We start from the raw sequence: 23,800 nt of genomic DNA on the forward strand, positions 1-23,800 counted from the left end.
GGGACCAGGATGACCGACGACAAGGTCGTGGCGGCACTGCGCAGTTCGCTCCTGGAGAGCGACCGGCTGCGGGGCGAGAACCAGCGGCTGCGCCGGCAGCGCGAGCGGGCCGCCGAGCCAGTCGCCGTCGTCGCCATGAGCTGCCGCTTCCCCGGCGGTGTCACCACCCCGGAGCAGCTGTGGCAGCTCCTCGCCGACGAACGGGACGCCGTCACCGGGTTCCCCGTGGACCGGGGCTGGGACCTCGCCGGGCTCTTCGACCCCGACCCCGACAACCCCGGCACCAGCAGCACCCGGGAGGGCGGCTTCCTGCACGACGCCTGCGCCTTCGACGCCGACTTCTTCGGCATCTCCCCGCGGGAGGCCCTCGCCATGGACCCCCAGCAGCGGCTGCTGCTGGAGACCTGCTGGGAGGCGGTCGAACGCGGCGGCATCGACCCCCTGTCGCTGCGCGGCAGCCGCACCGGCGTCTACGCGGGCGTCATGTACAACGAGTACGGGGCGCGGCTGCCCAGCATGCCGCCCGACGTGGAGGCGTTCATCGGCACCGGGACCGTGCCGAGCGTGGTCACCGGACGCATCGCCTACACCCTCGGTCTGGAGGGGCCCGCGGTCACCCTCGACACGGCCTGCTCCTCCTCGCTCGTCGCCGTCCACCTCGCCTGCCAGGCGCTGCGCGGCGGGGAGATCTCCCTCGCGCTCGCCGGCGGCGTCACCGTGATGTCCACGCCCAGCCTCTACGTCGGCTTCAGCCGCCAGCGGGGGCTGGCCCCGGACGGCCGCTGCAAGTCCTTCGCGGCGGCCGCCGACGGCGCGGGCTTCGGCGAGGGCGTCGGCGTCCTGCTCCTGGAACGCCTGTCGGACGCCCGCCGCAACGGGCACCCGGTCCTGGCCCTCGTCAGGGGCTCGGCCGTCAACCAGGACGGCGCGAGCAACGGCATGACGGCCCCCAACGGCCCCTCCCAGCAGCGCGTCATCCGCAGCGCCCTCGCCGCGGCCGGACTGACCGGCGCCGACGTCGACGCGGTGGAGGCGCACGGCACCGGCACCAGGCTGGGCGACCCGATCGAGGCACAGGCCCTGCTCGCCACCTACGGCCAGGACCGGCCCGCCGGCCGGCCCCTGCTGCTCGGCTCCCTCAAGTCCAACCTCACCCACACCCAGGCCGCCGCCGGGGTCGGGGGCATCATGAAGATGGTGCTGGCCATGCGCCACGGCCTGCTGCCCCGCACCCTGCACGTCGACGAGCCGTCCCCCCAGGTCGACTGGAGCGAGGGCGACATCGCCCTCCTCACCGAAGCCCGCGCCTGGCCCGACACCGGACGGCCGCGCCGGGCCGCCGTGTCCTCCTTCGGGGCGAGCGGCACCAACGCGCACGCGGTGCTGGAGGAGGCGCCGGCCCCGGAGCCCGACGCCCCCACCGCGCCCGACGCCCCCACCGCGCCCGACGCCCCCACCGCGCCCGACGCGCCCGCCGAACCCGCCGCGTCCGGTGAGGCCGTGCCGCTCGTCTGGCCCCTGTCCGCCAAGGGCCCGGCCGCCCTGCGCGCCCAGGCCGCCGCCCTCCACGCCCACCTGGAGGCCGACCCCGGCATCCGCCCCGTGGACGTCGGCCACTCCCTCGCCGCCGGCCGTGCCCTGTTCGCCGACCGCGCGGTCGTGGCCGGCGCCGACCGCACCGAACTCCTCGCCGGGCTCGCCGCCCTCGCCGCCGGACGGCCGCACCCGGCGGTCGCCACCGGCCGCGCGCTGCCCGGCCGAGGGGCCGTCTTCGTCTTCCCCGGCCTGGGCTCCCAGTGGCCCGGGATGGCAGCCGGACTCCTCGACGCCTCACCGGTGTTCACCGCCCGCCTCGCCGAATGCGAACAGGCCCTCGCCCCGTACATCGACTGGTCCGTGGCCGACGTCCTGCGCCGCGTGCCCGGCGCGCCGGAGCTGGACCACGTGGAGGTGGTCCAGCCCGTCCTGTTCTCCGTGATGGTGTCCCTGGCCGCCGTATGGCGCTCCCACGGCGTCGAGCCCGTCGCGGTCGTCGGCCACAGCCAGGGCGAGGTGGCCGCGGCCTGTGTGGCCGGCGCCCTCGGTCTGCGGGACGCCGCCCGCGTGGTCGCCCTGCGCAGCCGGGCCCTGGCCGGTCTCACCGGCACGGGCGGCATGGCCACGGTCCTGATGTCGGCCGACGAGCTCGCGCCCCACCTGGAGCGCCGGTCGGGCAAGGTGACCGTCGCCGCCGTCAACGGCCCCCGGGTGCTGGTGGTCGCGGGCCCCGGCGACGAGGTCGCGGGCCTCGTCGACGATCTCACCGGCGACGGCGTGATGGCCTGGAGCATGCCGGTGGACTACGCCTCCCACTCCGACGACGTCGAGGCGGTGCGCGACCGGCTGCGCGAGGACCTGTCCGGGCTGACGTCCCGCGCCCCCGACATCCCCCTGATGTCCACGGTGGACGCCGACTGGACGGGCCCCGGCGCACTCACCCACGACTACTGGTACCGCAACCTGCGCCACACCGTCCGCTTCCACGAGGCCGTGCGCAAGCTGCTGGACGCCGGTCACCACACCTTCGTCGAGGTCAGCCCGCACCCCCTGCTCACCTACGGCATCGCCGACACCGCCGCGGACGCCGGCGCCGACGACACGGCCGTCCTCACCACCCTCCAGCGCGACGACGGCGGTCCGCACCGCATGCTGCTGGCGCTCGGCGAGGCCCACGTCCAGGGCCTGCCCGTCGACTGGGGCGGGGTGTTCGCCGGCGCCCGCCGCACCGACCTGCCGACGTACGCCTTCCAGCGCACCCACTACTGGCTCGACGTCCCGGCCCCCGTGGGCGACCCGGCGTCGGCCGGCCAGACAGCCACCGGCCACCCCCTGCTCCCCGCGATCGTCGACCTGCCCGACGGCGAGGGCACGGTGTTCACCGGCCGCCTCTCGCTGCGCACCCACCCGTGGTCGGCCGACCACGCCGTCGCCGCGGCCGCGCTGCTGCCCGGCGTGGCCTTCCTGGAGATGGCCGCCCACGCGGCGGCCCACGTCGGGTGCGCCGCGGTGGAGGAACTCACGCTGGCCGCACCGCTGGTCCTGACCGACGACGCCCGGCGGCTGCGCCTCACCGTCGGCGGCCCCGGCCCGGACGGCCGCCGCGGGATCAGCGTCCACTCGGCCCCCGACGACGGACCGTGGGAGCGCCACGCCACGGGCGTCCTCGCCCCGCGGCCCGCACCCGCACCCGGCCCGGGCCGCCACCGAGGACCCGGCGAGGACGCGGAGGAACTCGCCGTCGACGGGCTCTACGACGACTTCGAGGCCGTCGGCGTCCACTACGGCCCGCTGTTCAGGGGCCTGCGCGCCGCCCGGCGCGTCGGCTCCGAGATCCACGCCGAGATCGTCCTGCCCGAGCCGGGCCGTGGCGGGTTCGCCGTGCACCCCGCGCTGCTGGACGCCGCGCTGCAGACCGTCGGCCTGCGTCCGGGCGCCCGGGACGGCTCCCCGGGCCTGCCCCTGCCGTTCTCCTGGCATGACGTGACCCTGCGCGAGAGCGACGAGTCGGCGCTCACCGTGGTCCTGCGGCCCCTCGGCGAGGACGAACACGATGACGGTGACGGCGGCGGTGACGGCGGCGCCGTCTCCGTGCTGGTCGCCGACGGCAGCGGGCGTCCGGTGCTGACGGTCGGCCGGCTGACGCTGCGCTCCGGCACGGCGGGCCCGCCCGCCGCCGCGGCGCGTTCGCTGTTCGCCCTCGACTGGACGGCGCTTGCACCCGCCCCGCCCACGACCGAGCTGCGCACCGCCGTCCTCGGCTCGGCCGACGATGCCACGGACGTCGTCCTGCTGCCGTGCCCGCCGGCCGGCGGCGACCCGCACGCCGCACGCGCCGCGCTCACGGGCGTCCTGCGGCAGCTCAAGGCATGGCTGGCCGACCCCCGCCGCACGGACACCCCCCTCGTCGTGCTCACCCGGGGCGCGGTCGATCTGGGCGAGGTCCCGGTGGACGTCGCCGGCGCCGCCGTGTGGGGGCTGCTGCGCACCGCCCAACTGGAGCACCCCGGCCGGTTCGTCCTCCTGGACACCGACGGGGGCGAGAACCTCAAGACGGCACTGGCGGCCGCCCTGAACGGGGACGAGCCGCAGCTCGCCCTGCGCGGCGACGCCCTGCACGCACCCCGCCTGGCGCGCCCCACCGTGCCCGCGGGCGAGCCGCTCGCCCTGGACGCCGAGGGGACCGTCCTCGTCACCGGAGCCGGCGGGACCCTCGGCGGACTCGTCGCCCGGCACCTGGCCGCCGCGCACGGAGCCCGGCGCCTGCTGCTCCTCGGCAGGAGCGTCACACCCGCCATGACCGGGCTCGCCGACGAACTGCGCGCCGCCGGCTGCCAGGTCACCGTGCGCGCCTGCGACGTGGCCGATCGCGCCGCGCTGGCCGCCGTGCTCGACGCGGTGCCGCCGGAGCACCCGCTGACCGCGGTCGTCCACACGGCCGGAGTGCTGGCGGACGGAGTGCTCACGGACCTGACCGACGACCGGCTCGACACCGTGCTGCGGCCCAAGGCCGACGGCGCGTGGAACCTGCACGAGCTGACACGCAGTCAGAATCTGTCCGCCTTCGTGCTGTTCTCCTCGTCCGCCGGGGTCTTCGGCAGCCCCGGCCAGGCCGCCTATGCCGCGGCCAACGGCTTCACCGACGCCCTCGCCGCCCTGCGCCGGCGCGCGGGACTGCCCGCCGTCTCCCTGGCCTGGGGGCTGTGGGAACAGCGCACCGCTCTGACCGGCGGACTCTCCGACACTGACCGGCAGCGCATGGCCCGGGCCGGCATCCGCCCCCTGACCACCGAGGAGGGCCTCGCCCTCTTCGACGCCGCGCCCACGGCCGGGCGCCCGCTGGTCGTGCCCGTCGGCCTCGAGCCGGCGGCCCACCGTCACGGCCCCGTACCGCCGTTGCTGCGTGCGCTGGTGCGTCCCGCCGCCCGGCGTGCCGCGTCCGCGGCGACCGAGCCCGACCTGCGCCCGCGGCTGGCCGCCGCACCGGAGGCGGAGCGCGACGCCGTCCTGCTGCGCCTGGTGCGCGCCCAGGCGGCCGAGGTGCTCGGGCACACCGACCCCGAGGCCCTGGACCCCCGGGACGCCTTCCTCGAGCGGGGCTTCGACTCGCTCACCGCGGTCGAACTGCGCAACAGGCTCGCGGCGGCGCTCGACCTGCGCCTGCGCCCCACCGTCGTTCTGGACAGCCGCACCCCGGCCCGGCTGGCCCAGCGCCTCGCCGCCGAACTCGCCGCCACCACGGCCGGACCGGCCCCGGCCGGACCCGGACCGGACCCGGTCAGCGCCCTGTTCCGGCAGGCCTGCGACCTCGGCCGCACCCACGACGGCATCCAGCTGCTGCAGCAGGCCGCGCGGCTGCGCCCCGAGTTCCGCTCCGGAACCGGCCTGCTGGACTCCGGCGAGCGACGGCCCGAACTGCTGCGGCTGCACCTGCGTGCGCAGGCGCCCGAACTGGTCTGCTTCGCCTCCGTCGTGGCCCTCGGCGGAGCCCACCAGTACAGCAGGTTCGCCGCCGCCTTCGAGGGCCGCTACGGAGTCAGCGCCCTGGACGCGCCCGGCTTCGCCGCCGACGAGCCGCTGCCCGCGGACCTGGACGCGCTGCTGGAGTTCCAGAGCGGGCTCGTCGCACGCGGTCTGGGCGACCGGCCCAAGGTGCTGCTCGGCTCCTCCTCCGGCGGCACCCTCGCCTATGCGGCCGCCGCCCGGATGGAGGAGACGGGCGCCGGACCGGCGGCCGTCGTACTGCTGGACACCTACCTCTCCGGCGACACGGCGATGACCCAGTTCGACGACGTGCTGGTGCGCGGCATGTTCGCACGCGAGGACCGTGCGGCCCCCATGGACGGCGCACGGCTGACCGCGATGGGCCGGTACTTCCAGCTCCTCGACGGCTGGACGCCGCCCCCGGTCCGGGCGCCCGTCCTGCTGGTCCGCGCCTCGGAACCGATCGCCGAACCGGCGGCGGACGGCGCCGTCGACTGGCGGGCCTCCTGGCCGCGGGCGCACCACGTCGTCGACGTCCCCGGAAACCACTGGTCGATGCTCGAACAGCACCTGCCCACCACGGCCGGCGCCGTCCGCGCATGGCTGGACACCGTCCTTGCCGACACCACCCCCGAACCCCGAAGCGAATAGGCGGCCGACGTGCAGCAACCGAGCGAACAGACAGCCCGCGAGCCCCGCCGGCACCACCTCGCCGTCCTCGGCGCGGGCGTCATGGGCGCGAGCATCGCGACCCTGGCGGCCGGGCACGGCGTCCCCGTCACCCTCATCGACGTGGACGACGCCAAACTCGCCGCCGCCGAATCCAGGATCGCCGGAGAGATCCGCCTGGCCCAACTCATGGGGGCGCTGCCCGACGACGTCGTCGAAGCGACGGTCACCCCCGGCGGCCGCCTCGCCGACGCGGCCGGTGCCACCGCCGTCGTCGAGGCCGTCACGGAGGACGCCGACATCAAGGCGAAGGTCCTCTCCGAAGTCTCCGCCCTCGTCGAACCCGGCACTGTCCTGGTGTCCAACACCTCCTCCATCCCCATCGACGAGCTAGCCTCGGCGGCCTGCCGTCCCGCGGACGTCGTCGGCACCCACTTCATGAACCCGCCCTACCTGATCCGCACCGTGGAGGTCATCCGCGGCGCGCGCACCGGAGAGCGGGCGATGGCCTCCATCCGCTCCCTGCTCGACGCGCTGCGCCGGCAGCCGGTCGTCGTGCGTGACGCGCCGGGGTTCGTCACCAGCAGGGTGCTCCACCCGATGATCAACGACGCCGCCCGCGTGGTGCAGGAGGGCACCGCGACCGTCGAGGACGTCGACGCCCTCATGGAGGGCTGCCTCGGCCATCCCACCGGTCCGCTGCGCACCGCCGACCTCATCGGCATCGACAACCTCGTCGACTCGCTCCGGGTCCTCCACGAGCGCACCGGCGACCCCGGCTGCCTGCCCTGCGACCTTCTCCTGGAGAAGGCGCGGGCCGGCGACACCGGCCGCAAGTCCGGCCGTGGCTTCTACGTCTACCAGGGAGAAACGTCATGACCGTGTCACCGCAGAGCACGATCCAGCAGGAGCTCGTCGACTTCCTCCACAGCAGGACCAAGAAGGTGTGGGAGGAGGACACCGACCTGTTCGCCTCCGGCGGCCTGTCCTCCCTCTTCGCCATGGAGATCGTCGTCCACCTGGAGAAGACGTACGACGTCTCCGTGCGCGGCAAGGACCTGCGGCTGGACAACTTCCGCACCGTCACGAGCATGGCGACCCTGGTCCGCCGGCTCCAGGGCGCCGGAGACGCCGGTGAGTGACGAGTACGCCGACGCCGCGGCCGCCGTCACCGCCCTGGTCGCCGGACGCGCCGGCGACTGGGACCTGGCCGGCCTGATCCCCGAGCCGCTGCTGCGCGAACTCGGAGCGACGGGCCGGCTGTGCGCCACCGTGCCCGCCGAGTACGGCGGCCCCGGCTGGAGCAGCCTGGCCGGCGGGCAGTTCACCGCCCACGTGGGCAGCCTGTGCAGCTCCCTGCGGAGCGTCATGACCTCCCAGGGCATGGCCGCCTGGACCGTCGAACGCCTCGGCACGGCGGCCCAGCGCCGCGCCTATCTGCCCCGCCTGACCTCCGGCGAGCTGGCCGCCGTGGGCTTCAGCGAACCCCTGGCCGGCAGTGACCTGTCCGCCATCGGCACCACCATCCGCAGCGAGGGCGGCATGCTGGTCGTCGACGGCCACAAGGTCTGGGTGACCGCCGCCCACTACGCCGATCTGCTCGTCGTCTTCGGACGCTACGGCGAGGGGGCCGCCGCCGTGGTGATCCCCGCCGACGCGCCCGGCGTCCGCGTCCGAAGGGTCGCCGACCCGATGGGCTGCCGCGCCGCCGGCCATGCCGAAGTGATCCTGGAGGGAGTCAGGCTCCCCGCGGACCACCTGCTCGGCGGCGACGGACTCTCCCTGCCGCTGCTGGTGACCACCGCCCTCGCGTACGGCCGCATCTCGGTCGCCTGGGGCTGTGTCGGCATCCTGCGCGGCTGCCTGGCGGCGGTCGCCTCGCACGTCGTCTCACGGCGCCAGTTCGGCGAACCGCTCGCCTCCCACCAGCTCGTCGCCCGGCACGTCGCCGAGCTCTACGTCGCCGAGCAGACCGCCACGCGCGCGTGCGAGCATGCGAGCCGCTGCTGGGACGAAGGGACACCCGACATGGTCGGCGCCACCGTGCTCGCCAAACACGTCGGCGCGGTGCAGGCCGCCCGGGGAGCCGCCACCGCCGTCCAGGTCATGGCCTCGGCGGGCGCCCAGGACGGCCATGTGGTGGCCCGCGCCCACCGGGACGCCAAACTCATGGAGATCATCGAAGGCAGCAACGAGATGTGCGAACTCATGCTCGCCCAGCACGCGCTGGCCACCCTGGAGGGGTCGTGACCGACACCTCGACGATCGTGAAGTGCCTGGTGTGGGACCTCGACAACACCCTGTGGAACGGCACGCTCCTGGAGGACGAGCAGGTGCTGCTGGACGCCGGGATCCGTGCCGTGGTCACCGAGCTCGACTCGCGCGGCATCCTGCAGTCGGTGTGCAGCCGCAACGACCACGGCCAGGCCTGGGCCCGGCTGGAACAGCTCGGCATCGCCGAGTACTTCGTCCTGCCGGAGATCGGCTGGGGTCCCAAGTCGAAGGCGGTGGAACGGATCGCGCGGCGCCTGAACTTCGCCCACCGCGCCATCGCCTTCATCGACGACCAGCCCGCCGAACGCGCCGAGGTCGCCTACCACCTGCCCGACGTCCGCTGCTATCCCGCCGAGGCCGCCCGCACGCTCACCGGCCTGCCCGAGTTCCGTCCCGCCGCCGACACCGTGGACTCCCGGCGCCGCCGGGCGATGTACCAGGCAGGCTTCCGCAGGGACGCCGAACGGGAGGCCTTCGAGGGCCCCGACGAGGACTTCCTGCGCAGCCTGGAACTGGTCATGCGGATCGGCCGGGCCACTCCGGAGGAACTCACCCGGGTCGAGGAACTGACGCTGCGGACCAGCCAGATGAACGCCACCGGCGTCCACTACCCGGACGCCGCCCTGCGCGCGCTGACGGCCGACCCCGCCCACGAGGTGCTGGTCACCACGCTCACCGACCGGTTCGGGCCGCACGGAGCGGTCGGGGTGATCCTGCTGGAGAGACACCCGGGCCTGTGGCATCTGAAACTGCTGGCCACCTCGTGCCGGGTGGTCTCCTTCGGCGCCGGGTCGGTCATCCTGAACTGGCTGGTGGACCGGGCGGCGGCCGCCGGGGCCCACCTGGTGGCCGACTTCCGCCGCACCGACCGCAACCGCATGATGGAGGTCGCCTACCGCTTCGCCGGCTTCGAGGAGTCCTCCTGCGCCTGCGTACGGGCCCTGGGCGGGACGGAACGGGACGACGTGGAGCGGCTCCACCTCGTGGCCGGCCCGAGACCGGCGTCCACCACGGTGCGCCTCGAGACGTCCGAGCTCGCGCCCACCGGCGCGTGACCCCACGGCGCCCACGGCTTCGGGGCTGTGACGACACCGGTCGTCACAGCCCCGAAGCGCTGCCGGTCAGGCCTCCTTGCGACGGGCGAGCGTGACCCCGTCGGCGATGGTGAGCATGCTCACCTCCACCCGGTCGTCGTCCCGCAGCAGCGCGTTGAGCTCCCGGACCCCCTCGGTGTCGGCGTCCGAGACGTCCGGATCGACGACCCGGCCGAAGAACAGCGTGTTGTCCACGACGATCAGACCGCCGGCCCGCACCAGCTCCAGCGACCGCTCGTAGTAGCGGGGGTAGTTGACCTTGTCCGCGTCGACGAACACCAGGTCGAAGCCGCCCGGCCCCTGCTCGGCGAGCAGCTCCCCGAGGACGGCGGCCGCGTCCCCGACGCGCTGCTCGATACGGTCGGCCACCCCCGCCCGCTTCCAGTAGGGCACGCCGATCGACGGCCAGCGGTCGGTGATGTCACAGGTCACCAGGCGTCCGCCGGCCGGCAGGGCCCGCGCCATGCACAGGGCGCTGTATCCCGTGTAGGTGCCCAGCTCCAGGACGGTGGCCGCCCCCGTGAGCCGTATGAGCAGGGCGAGGAACTGCCCCTCCTCCGGGTGTATCTGCAGGGCGGTGCCGCCCGGCAGTTCGGCCGTCTCCTCCCGCAGCTCGCGCAGAACGTCGTCCTCCCGCAGCGAGAAGTCGCGTACGTAGTCCAGGAGTTGCGGGCTCACGGTCAACTGGTCGGCCATGCGGTGCTCTCTCCATCCGGTGCGAGTGGTCCGGCGCGGCACGGGCAGCCGGCGGCACGGCCGCCGCGGGGCAGGGCGGGGCGCCCGCTCACGTCCGCGTCGTCGGCGCCCGCGTGGCGCCGTGGCAGAAGGGCAGAAGGGCACAGGAGGTCCGGCCACGCCCTCCGCGTCTCCCCGAACGGGGCGAACGGGGAAGAGCGGGGGAGCGGCCGGTCCGACGGCGAGGCCCCCCGGGCGTCAGGCGCCCGTGCCGGGCACGGGCAGTGCGCCCAGATGCCGTCGCAGGGTCTCCTGCACGGCCTCCGCCCGGTCGTTGAGGTAGAAGTGGCCGCCCTCGAAGACATGCAGGAAGAACGGACCGTCGGCGTACTTGCGCCATCCCTCGACCTCGCGCACCGAGGCCCTGGGGTCGCGGTCGCCGGTGAGGGCGACCACCGGGGACCGCAGCGGGGGCCCGGGCACGTGCACATAGGTCTCCGCCGCCCGGTAGTCGCTGCGCAGGGCGGGCATCACCATCTGGAGGATCTCGGGGTCCCTGAGCGCGTCGCCGACGGAACCGCCCAGCAGGTCCAGCTCGCGCAGGATCCCCTCGTCGTCGCGCAGATGGACGGTCTCGCCGCGCTCGAAGTGGGGTGCGCGGCGCCCGGAGAGGAAGACGATCACGGGCTCCGCCGCCCCGCCCAGCTCCTGAAGCCGGCGCGCGACCTCGTAGGCCAGGGACGCGCCCATGCTGTGGCCGAACAGCGCCAGCGGCCGGTCGTCGCCCGGCGCCGAGAGCAACGGGACCAGCCGGTCGACCAGCCCGGGAACGCTGTCGACGCAGGGTTCGTTGCGCCGGTCCTGCCGGCCCGGATACTGCACGGCGAACACCTCGGCCGTCGGCGCGAGCGCGGCCGACCACGTGTGGTAGGCGCTGGCCGAGCCGCCGGCGTGGGGGAAGCAGACGAGTCGGGTGGGGGAGTCGGGAGCGGGGTCGAAGCGCCGGAACCACAGGTCCCGCTCGTCGACATGATGATCCATCGGCTGCTGTCCTTCGAGAGAAGTCGATCACGGACACATGACGCCGCTCCGCAGGCTAGACACCCCCGTCCACGGGGGGCTACCCCTACTGGCCCCGGAGCGCCCCCTGTCTTTGCGCCGCTCACCCCAGCTTCCTCCCGGGCGGTCCGGCAAAGCAGCTAGAAAGTGACCATGAACGTGTTGTGCCAGGCACGCGAACACCGTCCACCGCCGCCGATCACGCCCGCCGGTCTCTCTCCCGGTCTCGCTCCCGGATTCCCCCGGCACGCTCGTCCGAACGGATCCGCCCGGCGTGCTCGTCCGCAGAGAACGGCCTGGCGCCGGGACGCGGCTTCCCACAGCTGAGCGTGCCACTCCCCACCCGCACTGTTCCTGCGCACCGCGTCAAGACACCCCACTGGGCACCCCTCACCGACTTCCGCCACCGGTTCGCCGTCCGGTCGGACGCCGCCGCTCACTGCCGTCTCAAAGGGTGGAGCAGTCATGGAAATATCGTTGCTTGGCCCCCTGGTCGTCCGCTCCGGCGGCCACGAGCTGAGAGTGTCGGCGCCCCGTCAGCGCGTCGTGCTCGCCGCCCTCGTACTGAACGCGAACAGGCTGGTGCCGGTCCGGACACTGGCCCGCTTCGTCTGGGACGGCACCCCGCCGCCGAGCGCGACCGCCACGATCCGCACCTACGTCATGCGTCTGCGCCAGTGTCTGGGCCCGCACGGCGGAAGCCGGATCGTCACGCGCGCACCGGGATACCTCATCGAGATGGAGGAGGACGAGACCGATCTCGGCCGGCTCCAGGCCCACCGCAGGACGGCCCAGTCGCTGGTCGAGGGCGGCGCCCTCCCGCAGGCGGCGGAACACCTGCGCGCGGCACTCGACCTGTGGCGCCACGAACCGCTGATGGACGTCCCCTCCCATACTCTGCAGGAGCTGGAGGGCTGTCACCTGGAGAAGCTCTACCTCCAGACCCTCACCTGGCGCGTGGACCTGGACCTGGCGCTCGGGCGGCACGCCGAGATCCTCCCCGAACTGTGGCGGCTGGGCCGTGAGCACCCCCTGCACGAGGGGCTGATCGGCAGGCTGATGCTGGCCCTGTCCCGCTCCGGGCAGCAGACCGAGGCCCTCGACCTCTTCCGGCGCACCCGGTCCGCCCTCGTCGACCAGCTGGGCGCCGAGCCGGGCGGCGAACTGCGCGCGGTCCAGCAGCGGATCCTGCGCGTCGAGGACGAGCCCGAACAGCCCTCCGCGCGACGGCAGGACCCACCCGCGCTCTGGAGCGACGGCAGACCGCGCTGGCCCGTCCCCGCTCAACTGCCGGCGGTGGCCGCCGGGTTCACCGCACGCGGGCGAGAACTGGCCCGGCTGGAAGGGCTGCTGGACTGCGCACCGGCCGCGGAGACGCGGACGACGGTGGCGTTGACGGGCGGCGGTGGCCTGGGCAAGACCGCCCTCGCCGTGCAGGCGGCACACCAGGTCCGCGACCGGTTCCCCGACGGTCAGCTATTCGTGGAGCTGGAGGGCAGTTCGGGACGGCCCGTCGACTCCGGGGAGATCCTGGCCAGGCTGCTGGCGGGACTCGGCGTGCCGGACACGGCGGTGCCCGCCTCGCACGCGGGGCGCATCGCGCTGTTCCGGTCCCTGACGGACGGCCGCCGCATGCTGATCGTGCTCGACGACGCCGCGAACGCCGCGCAGGTCCGCCCCTTCGTCCCCGGCGCCGGAGGCAGCCGGGTGCTGGTCACGAGCCGCGACCGGCTGACCGACCTGGAGGGCGCGCACACCACGGCGCTGGAGCCGCTCTCCGAGGCGGGCGCCCTGGAGCTGCTCGGCCGGATCGTCGGGCGTCGCCGGACCGAACGCGAACCCGGGGCCGCCCGGCAGGTCGCCGCCGAGTGCGCGGGGCTGCCTCTGGCGGTGCGGATCATCGGCTCCCGGATCAGTGCCAGGCCCCGTCGTGAACTGGCCGACGTGGCCCGGCGCCTCGCCGACGAACGGCGGCTGCTGGACGAGCTGGAGGTCGGCGACCTGGCGGTGCGACCGGTGCTGGAGTCCGCGTACGCAGCCACCCGTGAGCGCACCGTGGCCGGAGTCGGCCTCGGCGCGGCCTTCCGCGTCCTGGGGGCGGAGGCCGACGCCTCCTTCGGCCGGGAGACGGCGGCCGCGCTGCTCGGGTGCTCGCCGGACGGCGCGCAGGACGTCCTGGACGCGCTGGTGGACGCCAACCTCCTGCGCGAACGCGACCACGGGCGCTACCTCATGGACCGGCTGGCCCGGACCTACGCCCGTGAGCGGACCCGCGTCGAGGGCCCGGCCGCCGGCACGGCGCGGACCGGGAGCGGGCCCCGCGTCCTGCCCGCCGTCGGTCCCGGCGCCGGGACCCGGGTCGCGGCCCACGCCGGAGGCTCCCGATAGCGGCCGACGGCACACCGCGCGCCCGCCCGGCCGCGCACCGGCCGACGGGGCCGCGCCCGCCGCGCGCCTCCCGGCTCCTTCCCATCCCATTGGAGAGGTTCATGGACTCCTTGACCGAAGCCGTGCTCGCCGAGGCGCCCGCGGAGGAACTCCTGCGCAGTCCGCTGCCGTCGGCCTACACCGCGGCCCATCTGCGCGCCGAGGACCAGCGGATCTTCGACGGCGCCGGCGACCGGGACGTCCGCAGGACCCTGCGGGTCGGCCCGGTGCCCATGCCTGAACTGGCCGTCGACGAGGTCCTCGTCGCCGTCATGGCCAGCTCCATCAACTACAACACGGTCTGGTCGGCGACCTTCGAACCGGTCTCGACCTTCGCCTTCCTGGAGCGTCTCGGCCGCCAGGGCGGCCCGGCCGCCCGGCACGACCTGCCCTGGCACGTGGTCGGCTCCGACGCCGCCGGAGTGGTCGTACGGGTGGGAGCGGGCGTACGGCGCTGGCAGGCCGGTGACCACGTCGTCGTCAGCTGTGTCCAGGTCGACGACCAGGAACCCGCCACGCACGCGGACGGCATGCTCGGCGCGGAGCAGCGGATCTGGGGGTTCGAGACCAACTTCGGCGGTCTGGCGCACTACGCCGTCGTCCGGGCCAGCCAGTTGCTGCCCAAGCCGCCGCACCTGACCTGGGAGGAGGCCGCCTCGACGATGCTCTGCGCGGCGACCTCGTACCGCATGCTGGTCAGCGACCGGGGCGCGCGCATCAAACAGGGCGACATCGTGCTCATCTGGGGTGCGACCGGAGGACTGGGCTCGTACGCCGTCCAACTGGTCCGCAACGGCGGCGGCATCGCCGTCGGGGTCGTGAGCTCCGAGGAGAAGGCGGAACGGCTGCGCGCGTTCGGCTGTGATCTCGTCGTCAACCGGGCCGAGATCGGACTGGACCGGGACATCTCCGACGATCCGAAAGCGACCGTCGAGGCCGGCAAACGACTCGGCCGCATCATCCGGGGCCGCTTCGGCGAGGACCCCCACGTCGTCTTCGACTACATCGGCAAGGCCACCTTCGGCCTGTCCGTCTTCGTCGTCCGGCGCGGCGGGACCGTCGTCACCTGCGGCTCCAGCACCGGTTACCAGCACCGCTTCGACAACCGTTACCTGTGGATGAACCTCAAACGGATCGTGGGCAGCCACGCCGCCAACCTCCAGGAGCAGGCGGAGTGCAACCGGCTGTTCCGCCTCGGCCACCTGGTCCCCACTCTCTCGGCCGTGCACCCCCTCGCCGACGTCGCCGAAGCCGCCCGCCTGGTCCAGACCAACCGCCATCAGGGGAAGGTCGGTGTGCTGTGCCTGGCCCCCCGCCCCGGGCTGGGCGTCACGGACCGCGCTCTGCGCGACCGGATCGGTGAGGACCGCCTGAACCCCCTGCGCGGTGCGCCGACCGCCGAGCCCGGCGGCAGCCCCGCCGCGGCCGAGCCGGCCGAGGCCGAGCCGGTCCACTGACCCGGGGGCCGGTCGGGCGCCGGACAGACACGAGCGGGAGCCGGAGCGCCGGAGTGCGAACTGGGCAAGTGCTGTGAACGCGCCGTCAAGGAGCGCGCGCTCCGGGTTCTGGCCGACATCGACCCGGAGCTGTGCGCTCAGGTCGCCTCGGGTCTCGGCCTGCCGGTCCCCGCACCCACGGTTTCCCTGGCCGACGTCGCCTTGAGCCCGGCGCTGTCCCAGCTCGGCGGCACCTGGCCCACCGACGGGCGCGTCATCGGGATCGTCGCCGCCCCGGACGGCGACCTCGACGAGGTCCGCGCCCTGCGGGAGACGGTCCTCGCCGGCGGCATGGTGCCCCTGATCGTCGCCCCGGCCGGCGGCACGCTCGGTGAGGGGACGCCGGTCCGACGGTCCAGCGGACGTACGCGACCGCGCGCTCCGTCGAGTTCGACGCCGTCCTGCTCGCCGGACCACCCCCGGTCGGTGCCGACGCCTTCGGCGTCCGCGACGCGAAGGCCGCCCTCGGCGCACCGCGGCCGGGCGTCGATCCGCGCGTGGCGCTGCTGCTGTCGGAGGCCTTCCGGCCCGGCAAGGCCATCGGCGCCTCGGCGCTGGGCCAGGACGTGCTGGAGGCGGCCGGCGTGCCCGTACCCGCTCCCGGCGTCGTCCTGGGCGACTCCGGTCCCGCCGTTCTGGAGCAGGTGACCGCGCTGCCGGGCTCGCACCGCGTGTGGGAGCGGTTCACCGCGGTCTGATCACGGTGCAGGCGGACAGCGAAGCCGGGCGGAAGCGGTCCCGCCCGGCTTTCGCCGTTCGTCGGCACCGGTTGCGGCTGCTGTCGCGCCCGCACCGCACCTCGCGCCGCTCACCCGCTTCGGCCGCCCTCACGGCCTGCGGACGCTGCCGGACGACCCGCCGAGAACCGGCGACACGGCAGCAGCGTTCACCGGGCCGACGCGTTCCTACTGGATCAGCTCGAGGTGTGGATGATCCGCGGAGACCGGGCAGACGTGGAGTTGCAGGCCGTAGCCCCGGGCGAGGTCGACCCGGGTGTAGTTCGCCGGCGGGATGCCGGGCGGGAGCGGATCGCGGGCCTGGTCCCCCTCGGGGGCCCAGCTCTTGGTGCCGGCGTTCCATTCAGTGGTGGCGATGGTCAGCAGCGGGTCCATCTCGGCGCCGCACACGGAGCAGATCCGGGGCACGGGATCGGTGAGACCCCAACGGGACCAGCCGCCCACCTTCCAGCCGGGGGAAACGGACAGCTTGTTCGTGTAGAAGTCCTCCGGGGCCACGGAGTAGGAACTGTCCACCATGGCACCGGCGGACTGCCACCTGCCCCAGTCCGCCAACTCCTCCTGCAACTCCTTGCTCAGCTCCATGAAGTGGGGGTGTTCGACGACCTCCTCCGGCGAGAGGAGGCACGGCTGGGGCAGGTAGCCGGGGAACTCGACCGCGGGAGGTTCGGGCGGTGTGTCCAAGGGGTCGGTGACCGTGGCGGCGGACCGCCAGAAGAGAGCGGTCCTGGGATGGTCCGGGTGGTCGAAGGGGCACCACAGCACCTGGAGCAGATCGGCCTCCGACTGCCCGGGCGGGCGCAGCAGGGGGACGTCCCGCGTGTAGAGCTGGGCGACGGGCAGCATGGCGATCGGGCCGCCGGCCCACGGCAGTTCGGCGTCGCCCAGGTCGTCGACCGCCCGCTCCCCGGCCTCGTACGCGTCGGCGTCGTGCTGCGACCGGCTCTCCCCGCGTGCCGGGATGCCCCGGTCCGCCCGTTCCTCCTCCAGGGAGAAGCCCGCCTCCACCTGGTCCTGCGTGTGCGGCTCGTCGCACTGCGGCCACGGTTCGCCGGCGGGCCACATCAGCGGCCCGCCGACCGAACTGTCGTGCCGCGACGGAGACCCGGCGCGAGGGTGCAGCCGGGTCGCCGTGCGTGCCAGCGGGGCCAGTCGAGGGAAGAGCGCCGTGACGTCGAGCGGCCGCGGCGGGGTGGTACGACTCATTCCGGCTCCCGGTGGCATGCATCGTCCTGGATCAATTTCCGAGGTTCAACTTACCGGTGTTGCGTTGGGTGTTGGTGATGTACACGTCGGGGAACAACGGCTGCGAGGATCCGTCCGCCCGCTCGATCGTGGCGCTCATGGTGACCCCCTGCGGGATCGTGCTGGTGTCGTCCCGGTAGTCGGGCGTGACCTGGTAGAAGATCGCGTCGTTCGGTCCGAAGGCCGCGTTCGCCACCGCCGTCTGTGCCGCGAACTCGTAGGTCCGCATGCTGGGTGTCCCGGTGTTCATGCCCGACTGCCAGCAGGGGACGAGATTGTCCGGTCCGCCGTCCCGGCGCCCGCCCTTTCCGCCGAGGATGTTGGCGATCAGGTGACACCGGGCGAGCCCGGTTCCGGGCGAGTTGACGCGGGCGAACTCCTGGGCGTCCTGCCAGCCGGTGATGTCACCCTCGGCATCGCTGCCCTCGCCGAGGTTCTTCCCGATGCAGGCCTGGGCCATGGACGCCCGGGTACCCGCCGGACCGGGCGGGCTGGTGGTCTTGTTGACGTGCGCGACCGGTTCGGTGGTGTTCCTGATCCACCCGTCGCCGGAGGGAAGCGCCCCGGTCGGCGCGCTCTGCAGACAGGCGCCCTGCGGCTCGGGGGTCGAGCCGGCGATCTCCACCTTGAACTGCTCGGCCTCCACCACGCGCTGGCTCGCGAAGCCTTCGGAAAGCTCCGTCTCGGCGGACCGGACGGCCGCGAGCGGGGCGTGCACGCGTGCGCAGGGCCTGCTGGAGTTCTCGCCGTTCAGTCGGTAGACGTCCCATCCCCCGCTGCTGTAATTGGGGACGACCTCGGCGCACCGGGCGCCGTCGGTTCCTCCTTCGTGAGTGGCCGCGAAGGGGAACTCGCCACAGCTGTCGTCCGCGACGAGGTCCGTCCGCGCCTGGAACGGCTCTGAGCCCCCACTTCCACAGGTGCGGCTCGTGCGGTCGGCGACGCCGTCCTTCGCCCGCGTCAGCGGCTTGTCGCGCCCCCATCCCTCGGCGAGGTTCTCCTGGGCCCACAGATAGCCGGCCGCCGCTGCGCCCGAGCCCGACGCCGCGCTCATCTTCACGACCGGCATGACGGAGGGCACCACGCAGCCGCGGGCGGGCGTGCCGGTGGAACTGGTCGTGTCCCGTACGTCGTCGTCGCAGCGGATCTTCTCCGGGTTGCTCCAGGAGGCGTTCGGGTCGGTGATCTGGGCGCCGGGAGAGGTGACGTACAGCTGGTACGACGTGGTGAAGTCGACCTTCGCGCCGGCGGCCGGGGAGGAGGAGTAGGTCACGAAGCCGTTGACGGAAGCGCCCTTGACCAGATCGCCCCCGTACCACGGCGCCGTCTTGGTGGCCTTGCAGCCGGCCGAGCACGCGGACCTGAGCTTCGCGGTCAGGGACGTGACAGCCCCGGTCGCGCCGGTCATGGTCACCGTGACGTACTCGTTCCACTTCGGGTTCGTGATGTCGGCGGGCAGGAGGGCACTGGTCGCGACGCCCAGCGTGCCGGTGCCTATCTCCTTGCCGTTGCCGTCCCTGAGCACGTACAGCACGGTCAGGCCGCTCACGCAGTAGCCGAAGCGGTGGTAGTTCCACCTCCCGGGGACGGTGATCACGCACTCGGCGTCGTCGGCGGCGGAAGCCCTCGGCTGCGCGGCACCGGGGGTCTTGCGCCCGGCCGGCTTCACCGGTGCGGTGCTCGTGGTGACACAGGCCTCCACGGCGCCCGCCCTGCGCTCGCGGGAGCCGGCGCGCGTGGGCGCGCAGTGCTCCCCGGGCTCCACCGGGACGGGCCGCGTCTCGGTCGGCGCGGGCAGGACGCCCCGGCCGGTCAGGTCGACCCTGCTCACCTTGTGCGCAGACGTCTGCGGCGCCGGGGGCGCCGGAGTCATCGCGGTGGTGGCGCCCAGGGCCAGGACGGCCAGCAACGGAACGGCTGCGCGTCGATACCGCGCAAAGAGGGATGATGGTCGCATTGTCGTACTTACCTTTCGGGTGTGACGTGCTGCCGGTCGGGAGGGGTGAGGAACGTGTCCCGGAAGGGGAGTTCGGGGCGAGGGGACGGCGGGGCCCGCCCGCGCCGCGGATCCGCGTCGGCCTCGGCGCGGCGGTGGGACGTCGTCATGGGACCGCCCCGCCGGTCACCGGCGGGGCGGGGGCGTCATCCGTCGGGTGAGGAGCGGACGGTGCTGGTCACCAGAGGTTCGAGAGACCGCCGGTGATCGAGGACACCAGTTCCTTGCCTTCTTCCGCGACCTTGTTGACCACGGGCGCGGCCTTCTTCACGAGCGGCTTCGCCAGCTTGCCCCGGCCGAAGGTGGCCAGGTTGAGTGCGGCCTCCCCGGCGGAGCTGACGAACTCACCGCTGGTGAAGCCGTGTTCGATGCCGGTGAAGAGGGCTCCCAGCGCACCGGCGCCCAGCGACACGTAACCGAAGAACGCGGCGCCCGCCGCGAGCGGCGGGAAGACCAGGCTGGCCGCACCGAGACCGACGGCGATCAGGCCCGCGGCGACGCTGACCTTGTTGGCGGCGTCGGCCCACCAGCCGGCGTCCGACCACCAGTCCTCGTCCTGCCCGGAGCCGGTGCCGTTGGGGTGGACGTCGTCGTGGGTGTCGCTGTCGGCCGGGTTCTGGCCCTGCTGCCGCTGCTGCCTCGCCTTCTCGGCGGCCTTGCGGGCCGCCTCGGCGATCTCGTCCTGCCGCTTCTGCGCGGCGATCCGGTGCGCCTGGCTGGCCGCCGCGGCGGCGGTGGCCGCGTCCCGGCCCGCCTGGATCTCGGACTGCCGGGCCGCTGCGGCGGACGCCTGGGCGTTGTAGGAGGACTGGAGCGCCGAACGGGCCGCGTCGATGGCCGTGTTCGCGGAGTAGTTCGCCGACCGGGACGCCTGGCGCGCGGTCGAGGCCGCCGCCTTGGCCTGGTCGGCCGAAGCCTGTGCGGCCGCCGCGGAACGGTCGGCGGCGTCGGCGTTGTCCTTGGCCTGCTGGGAGTAGCCGTTCGCCTTGCTCGCCGCGGCGATCGCCTTGTCGGCCCATTCCTTGGCCTTGTCCGCGGCGTTGCGGGCGTCGGCGGCGGCCTTCGACGCGTCCGCCGCGTCCTTCTGTGCCTGGTAGGCGATCTTGGCCGCGGCCGCGATCGACCCGCGGATCGCGGCGACGTGGGTGGCGGAGTCGTGGTCGAGCTGCGCCGCCGTGTACTGCACCTGCTGGACGAAGTTCCGGCGCATCCAGGTGGGCCCCTCCAGGGCCACCTCCGCGTACGCCTTCACGTACTCGCCGCCGGTGGTCGTCGACGTCGCCGTGGCCACCGCGTCGTCCTCCCGCATCGCGGCCGGGTAGGTGCGGTTGAAGAAGTCCTGGTACCCCTCGGGCGTGTTCTCGTCGAGCGCGTCGTTGGCGGCCTTGACGACGGCCTTGCCCGGCTTGTCGTTGAGGATGCGGCCGATCTGGACCTTGTTGTCGTCCTGGGACGCCCGGATCACCCCGGAGGTGAGGAAGTCGCCCACCGCCGTCGAGCTGGTGCTCTGCAGGGCGGCCTGGGCGGCCTCCGCGATGGCGGGGCTGGATATCTGCGCGAGGTAGAGGACGGTCTCCCGGTCGTCCTGGTTCTTGGCGATGGACCGGTCGAGGTCCACCCAGGAGAGCACGTCCTCGTCGCTGCCGGACAGGGCGAACTGCGCCGCCTGTCGCGTCCACGCGCCCTTCGCGTCCAGCAGCCCGGTTGCGGCCTTGCGGCCCAGGGTGGCGGCGAGCGCCAGGTCGCCGGTCTCCCACAGGGCCTTCTCCGCCGCGGCGATGACGTCCTTGAGGGCCTGCTCGGTCTGGGCGTCCTGGGTGCGCTTGTTCTCGTACGCGGCCTCTTCGTCGGCCTCGATCCGGGCCAGCAGGCGGGCCTCGTCGATGCCCTGCAGCTTGTCCTGCTCGAGGCGGGCCAGCTCAGCGTCCCGGGCCGCCTGCTCCACCGCCATGGCGTCCGTCACGGCCTTGGTGGCGACGTCGGCGGCCTTCACGGCCTCGGCGGCGTGCGCGGTGGACTTGTTGGCGTAGTCGATGGCCTTGCCCGCGTTCTTCACCGCCTCGTCGGCGGCGTCGGCGGACTTCAGGGCGTGCGCGGCCGCGGAGTTGGCGGCGTCACGCGCCGCGCGCGCCGCGGAGGCGGCCGTGTTGGCGAGCGCCTGGGCGGTGGACGCGGAGTTGGTCGCGCGGTTGGCGGCGGCCGTCGCGACGGCCGCCTGGCGCTTGGCCTCGGCCGCCTCGGACTGGGCCGCGCCGGCGGACTCGGCGGCCTGCGCGGCAGCCCGTGCGGCGGCGGCCGAGTCGCGGGCCGCGCCCGCGGCCGCGACGCCGGCGTTGACGGACTGGGCGGTGGCGGCCGCGGCGTAGTCGGCGGCCTTGGCCGCGGACTGGGCCTTGGCGGCGGCGTCACGGGCGGCGACCGCGGCGTTCTTGGCCGCCTGCGTCTTGGCCGCGTCCTTGGAGGCGGCGATGGCGGCGTTGTAGGCGCGGGAGGCGGCGTTGCCGGCCGCGGCGGCGGCGTGGGAGGCCGCCGTGGCCGCGTAGGAGGCGCGGCGGGAGGCGGTCACGGCCGCGTTGGAGGCGCTGATGGCGTCGCGGGCGGCGTTCGCCGCGCCCTTCGCGGCGTTCGCGGCCTTGCGGGCGGCCGCGGCGGACTTCTGCACGTCCTGCTGCGCCGCGGCCGCCTCGGCGGCGGCCTTCTCGGCCGCTTCCTTGGCCTTCTGGGCGGCGGTCTGGGCGCGCGCGGACGCCTCGGTGGCCAGGTCGGTCTCGGCCTGGGCGCGCTTGCCCTCCCGCTCGACCACCGCGACGAGTTCGGCGATGGTCGCCGACTCCTGGTCCCGGGCCCGGGCGATGTGCTGGCCGGTGTCGAGGAACCACTGGATGTCCGACGCGGCGCCGCTCAGCGCGCGGTCCGCGTACTTGCGGACCTCGGGCCCGGCGCCGACCAGCATCGCCGACACCTGCACCCGCGCGTCCTCCAGGGCGCCGTCGTACTGGCCGTCGGTGAGGAACGTCTCCAGCGCCTGCGGGGTTCCGGCGTCCAGGGCGGCGGAGGCCTTCCGCTGCACGGCCTTGTTACCGGTGGACGACACGATGAGGGTCGCCACGCGCAGATCCTCCAGCAGGGCGGGCCGGTACCCCTGCGCGAGGAACGCGGCTATGGCGTCGTCGCCGCCGTCGAGGGCGGCCACGGCCTCCCGGCGTGTGCCCTTGCCGGCCCGGACGAGGTACCTGAGGACGGCGACACGATTGTCCTCGGCTCTGACCTTCGGCAGGGTTTCCGCGAGGAACGTCCTGACCTCCGTGTCGCTGCCGTAGAGGGCGTAGGCCGCGGCGGCCTTGGTGGCTCTGCCTCCCGTGGTCCACGCTTCGACCACCTTGGCCCGCTCGGTGTCCGGCAACGGAACCGGGCCGGGCGGCGTGTCCTGGCCGGCGGCGCGTGCCGGGTGAGTCAACGACAGGGGAGTGGCAGCGGCGGCCGTCACGGCGGCGACCGCGCCGAGGAGCCGTCTGCGACTCCAGAACATCGTCTGCATAAGGGCGTTCTCCTCGCGGTCTGGTCGATGGAAGAGCAAAGGGCTGGACTCCGAAGGGGACCATATCAATGCGCATCGGCCCATAAATCATTTGACAGACAAGGGAATTGACGGCACGCCAGTTGTCTCGGAATGCATGGCCCCGCTTGTTTTCACGTGTTCTCCACATGTGGACGCACAACCTCTCCCGGGGGTGTCGCAAGTCACGAAGGATCTTCAACTGCCGTCTCTTTTCGCCCGTTTCACACCCTGGACAGAGTCCCGTCGAGGGAGGTGGCATGGACAGGCTCAAGCGGGGGGTCCGCACGATGAAGGATTGTTCTCCCTTATTCCCGCCGGGGTTGGGGGCCCTTTGTCGAATTGCGGAGCCTTCACGCCTGACACGGGGCCGGATTACGGACGTCCGGCCGAAGGAAAGCGAATTTAGGACTGCGATGAAGGTATGGATCACCCCTGCGGTGAAGCCGCAGCGGAAGAGGCTCGTGGCCGGCGCGCTGGGCGTGCTGGTCGCCGGGGGCCTGGCATGGGCCACGCCGGCGTCCGGCCTCCGGACGGAGAGCGGCGATGCCGCGGTGCCTGTGGCGGACGAGGCCCCGGGCTACGCGGTCGAGAACTTCGCCTATCCGCGGGCCGACAAGATCCTTCAGGAGCAGGGCATCGTCCTCAAGCGCGGGGACGGTCACATCACCCTGGCCGACTGCGCCGACGGCCCCGGCCTCCTGCAGGTCATGGCCCGGCGGAAGTCGGAGACGATCTGCTTCAGGACCGTCGGCAACTCCGGCTGGCTGACGCTGGAGATCCCCGCCGTCTACGTCATGAAGGGCAACGACTACACGACCCAGGTGGACATGACCGTCGGCAGCGAGCAGAAGTCCTTCGACGTCGCCAAGAACACGTGGACGGCCGTCGGCGAGAGCGCGGACGAGCAGGGTCGCGAGTTCATGCTCATGGAGATCCGAACCTCCAAGTGATCCGGCTCCGGCGTCCCGCGCCGGAGCCGCCGCGCCACGCCGGACACCGCACTTCGCCGGCAGTCGGCGGGAGCGCCGACCGGTCCGCCCACCCGGGCC

Annotated in this window: 13 protein-coding genes and 1 pseudogene; 9 read left to right on the top strand and 5 right to left on the bottom strand. The window is 73.8% G+C overall.

Annotated features, from left to right (window positions below; translation table 11 throughout):
- The first annotated feature begins 9 nt into the window (after nt 1-9).
- Genes IE239_RS07355 through IE239_RS07375 form a run of 5 tightly spaced genes read left to right on the top strand, consistent with a single transcriptional unit; the run spans nt 10 to nt 9,518 of the window.
- Nucleotides 10-6,171 (top strand): type I polyketide synthase, encoded by a 6,162-nt coding sequence (locus tag IE239_RS07355; RefSeq protein ID WP_190148446.1) that lies wholly within the window; start codon nt 10-12, stop codon nt 6,169-6,171.
- A 9-nt stretch (nt 6,172-6,180) separates the two neighbouring features.
- Nucleotides 6,181-7,068 (top strand): 3-hydroxyacyl-CoA dehydrogenase family protein, encoded by an 888-nt coding sequence (locus IE239_RS07360; protein ID WP_268254499.1) that lies wholly within the window; start codon nt 6,181-6,183, stop codon nt 7,066-7,068.
- Nucleotides 7,065-7,331: an acyl carrier protein gene (locus tag IE239_RS07365; protein ID WP_190148447.1), complete on the top strand. Its 267-nt coding sequence runs from the start codon at nt 7,065-7,067 to the stop codon at nt 7,329-7,331. The genes IE239_RS07360 and IE239_RS07365 overlap by 4 nt, the downstream gene beginning before the upstream one ends.
- Nucleotides 7,324-8,439: an acyl-CoA dehydrogenase family protein gene (locus IE239_RS07370; protein ID WP_190148448.1), complete on the top strand. Its 1,116-nt coding sequence runs from the start codon at nt 7,324-7,326 to the stop codon at nt 8,437-8,439. Before IE239_RS07365 ends, IE239_RS07370 begins: the two co-directional genes overlap by 8 nt.
- Nucleotides 8,436-9,518, top strand: coding sequence for an HAD-IIIC family phosphatase (locus IE239_RS07375; protein ID WP_190148449.1), 1,083 nt, complete (start codon nt 8,436-8,438; stop codon nt 9,516-9,518). The genes IE239_RS07370 and IE239_RS07375 overlap by 4 nt, the downstream gene beginning before the upstream one ends.
- 66 nt (nt 9,519-9,584) lie before the next feature.
- Here IE239_RS07375 and IE239_RS07380 read toward each other — a convergent pair whose 3' ends face one another.
- Both IE239_RS07380 and IE239_RS07385 read right to left on the bottom strand, forming a co-directional pair.
- On the bottom strand, nt 9,585-10,253 hold the full coding sequence (locus IE239_RS07380; protein ID WP_190148450.1) for a class I SAM-dependent methyltransferase: 669 nt from the start codon (nt 10,251-10,253) through the stop codon (nt 9,585-9,587).
- 237 nt (nt 10,254-10,490) lie between these two features.
- Nucleotides 10,491-11,273, bottom strand: a complete 783-nt coding sequence (locus tag IE239_RS07385) for a thioesterase II family protein (RefSeq protein WP_308435383.1) — start codon at nt 11,271-11,273, stop codon at nt 10,491-10,493.
- 483 nt (nt 11,274-11,756) lie between these two features.
- On the opposite strand from IE239_RS07385, the gene IE239_RS07390 reads away from it, so the two are divergent.
- From IE239_RS07390 to IE239_RS07400, 3 genes and pseudogenes are all read left to right on the top strand, one after another.
- Nucleotides 11,757-13,679 carry an AfsR/SARP family transcriptional regulator gene (locus tag IE239_RS07390; RefSeq protein ID WP_190148451.1) on the top strand — a complete coding sequence of 641 codons (1,923 nt, stop codon included), beginning with the start codon at nt 11,757-11,759 and terminating at the stop codon, nt 13,677-13,679.
- A 101-nt stretch (nt 13,680-13,780) separates the two neighbouring features.
- On the top strand, nt 13,781-15,175 hold the full coding sequence (ccrA, locus tag IE239_RS07395) for a crotonyl-CoA carboxylase/reductase (RefSeq protein WP_190148452.1): 1,395 nt from the start codon (nt 13,781-13,783) through the stop codon (nt 15,173-15,175).
- A gap of 42 nt (nt 15,176-15,217) precedes the next feature.
- A pseudogene (locus tag IE239_RS07400) lies at nt 15,218-15,912 on the top strand (catalase HPII); the annotation flags it as partial.
- Nucleotides 15,913-16,119: 207 nt separating this feature from the next.
- On the opposite strand, the gene IE239_RS07405 reads toward IE239_RS07400, so the two are convergent.
- The 3 genes from IE239_RS07405 to IE239_RS07415 all read right to left on the bottom strand — a co-directional run bounded on the left by IE239_RS07405 (nt 16,120) and on the right by IE239_RS07415 (nt 22,730).
- Complete coding sequence (locus IE239_RS07405) at nt 16,120-17,157, bottom strand: hypothetical protein (RefSeq protein WP_190148453.1); 1,038 nt, start codon at nt 17,155-17,157, stop codon at nt 16,120-16,122.
- Nucleotides 17,158-17,188: 31 nt separating this feature from the next.
- Entirely contained in the window at nt 17,189-19,153 is a 1,965-nt protein-coding gene (locus IE239_RS07410) for a DNA/RNA non-specific endonuclease (RefSeq protein ID WP_229877880.1), read from the bottom strand.
- Nucleotides 19,154-19,370: 217 nt separating this feature from the next.
- Nucleotides 19,371-22,730 (bottom strand): ALF repeat-containing protein, encoded by a 3,360-nt coding sequence (locus tag IE239_RS07415; RefSeq protein ID WP_190148454.1) that lies wholly within the window; start codon nt 22,728-22,730, stop codon nt 19,371-19,373.
- 434 nt (nt 22,731-23,164) lie between these two features.
- On the opposite strand from IE239_RS07415, the gene IE239_RS07420 reads away from it, so the two are divergent.
- Nucleotides 23,165-23,701, top strand: coding sequence for a hypothetical protein (locus IE239_RS07420; protein WP_229877882.1), 537 nt, complete (start codon nt 23,165-23,167; stop codon nt 23,699-23,701).
- Nucleotides 23,702-23,800 lie beyond the last annotated feature (99 nt).

This window comes from Streptomyces humidus (assembly GCF_014649655.1).
GTDB classification, from domain to species: domain Bacteria; phylum Actinomycetota; class Actinomycetes; order Streptomycetales; family Streptomycetaceae; genus Streptomyces; species Streptomyces humidus.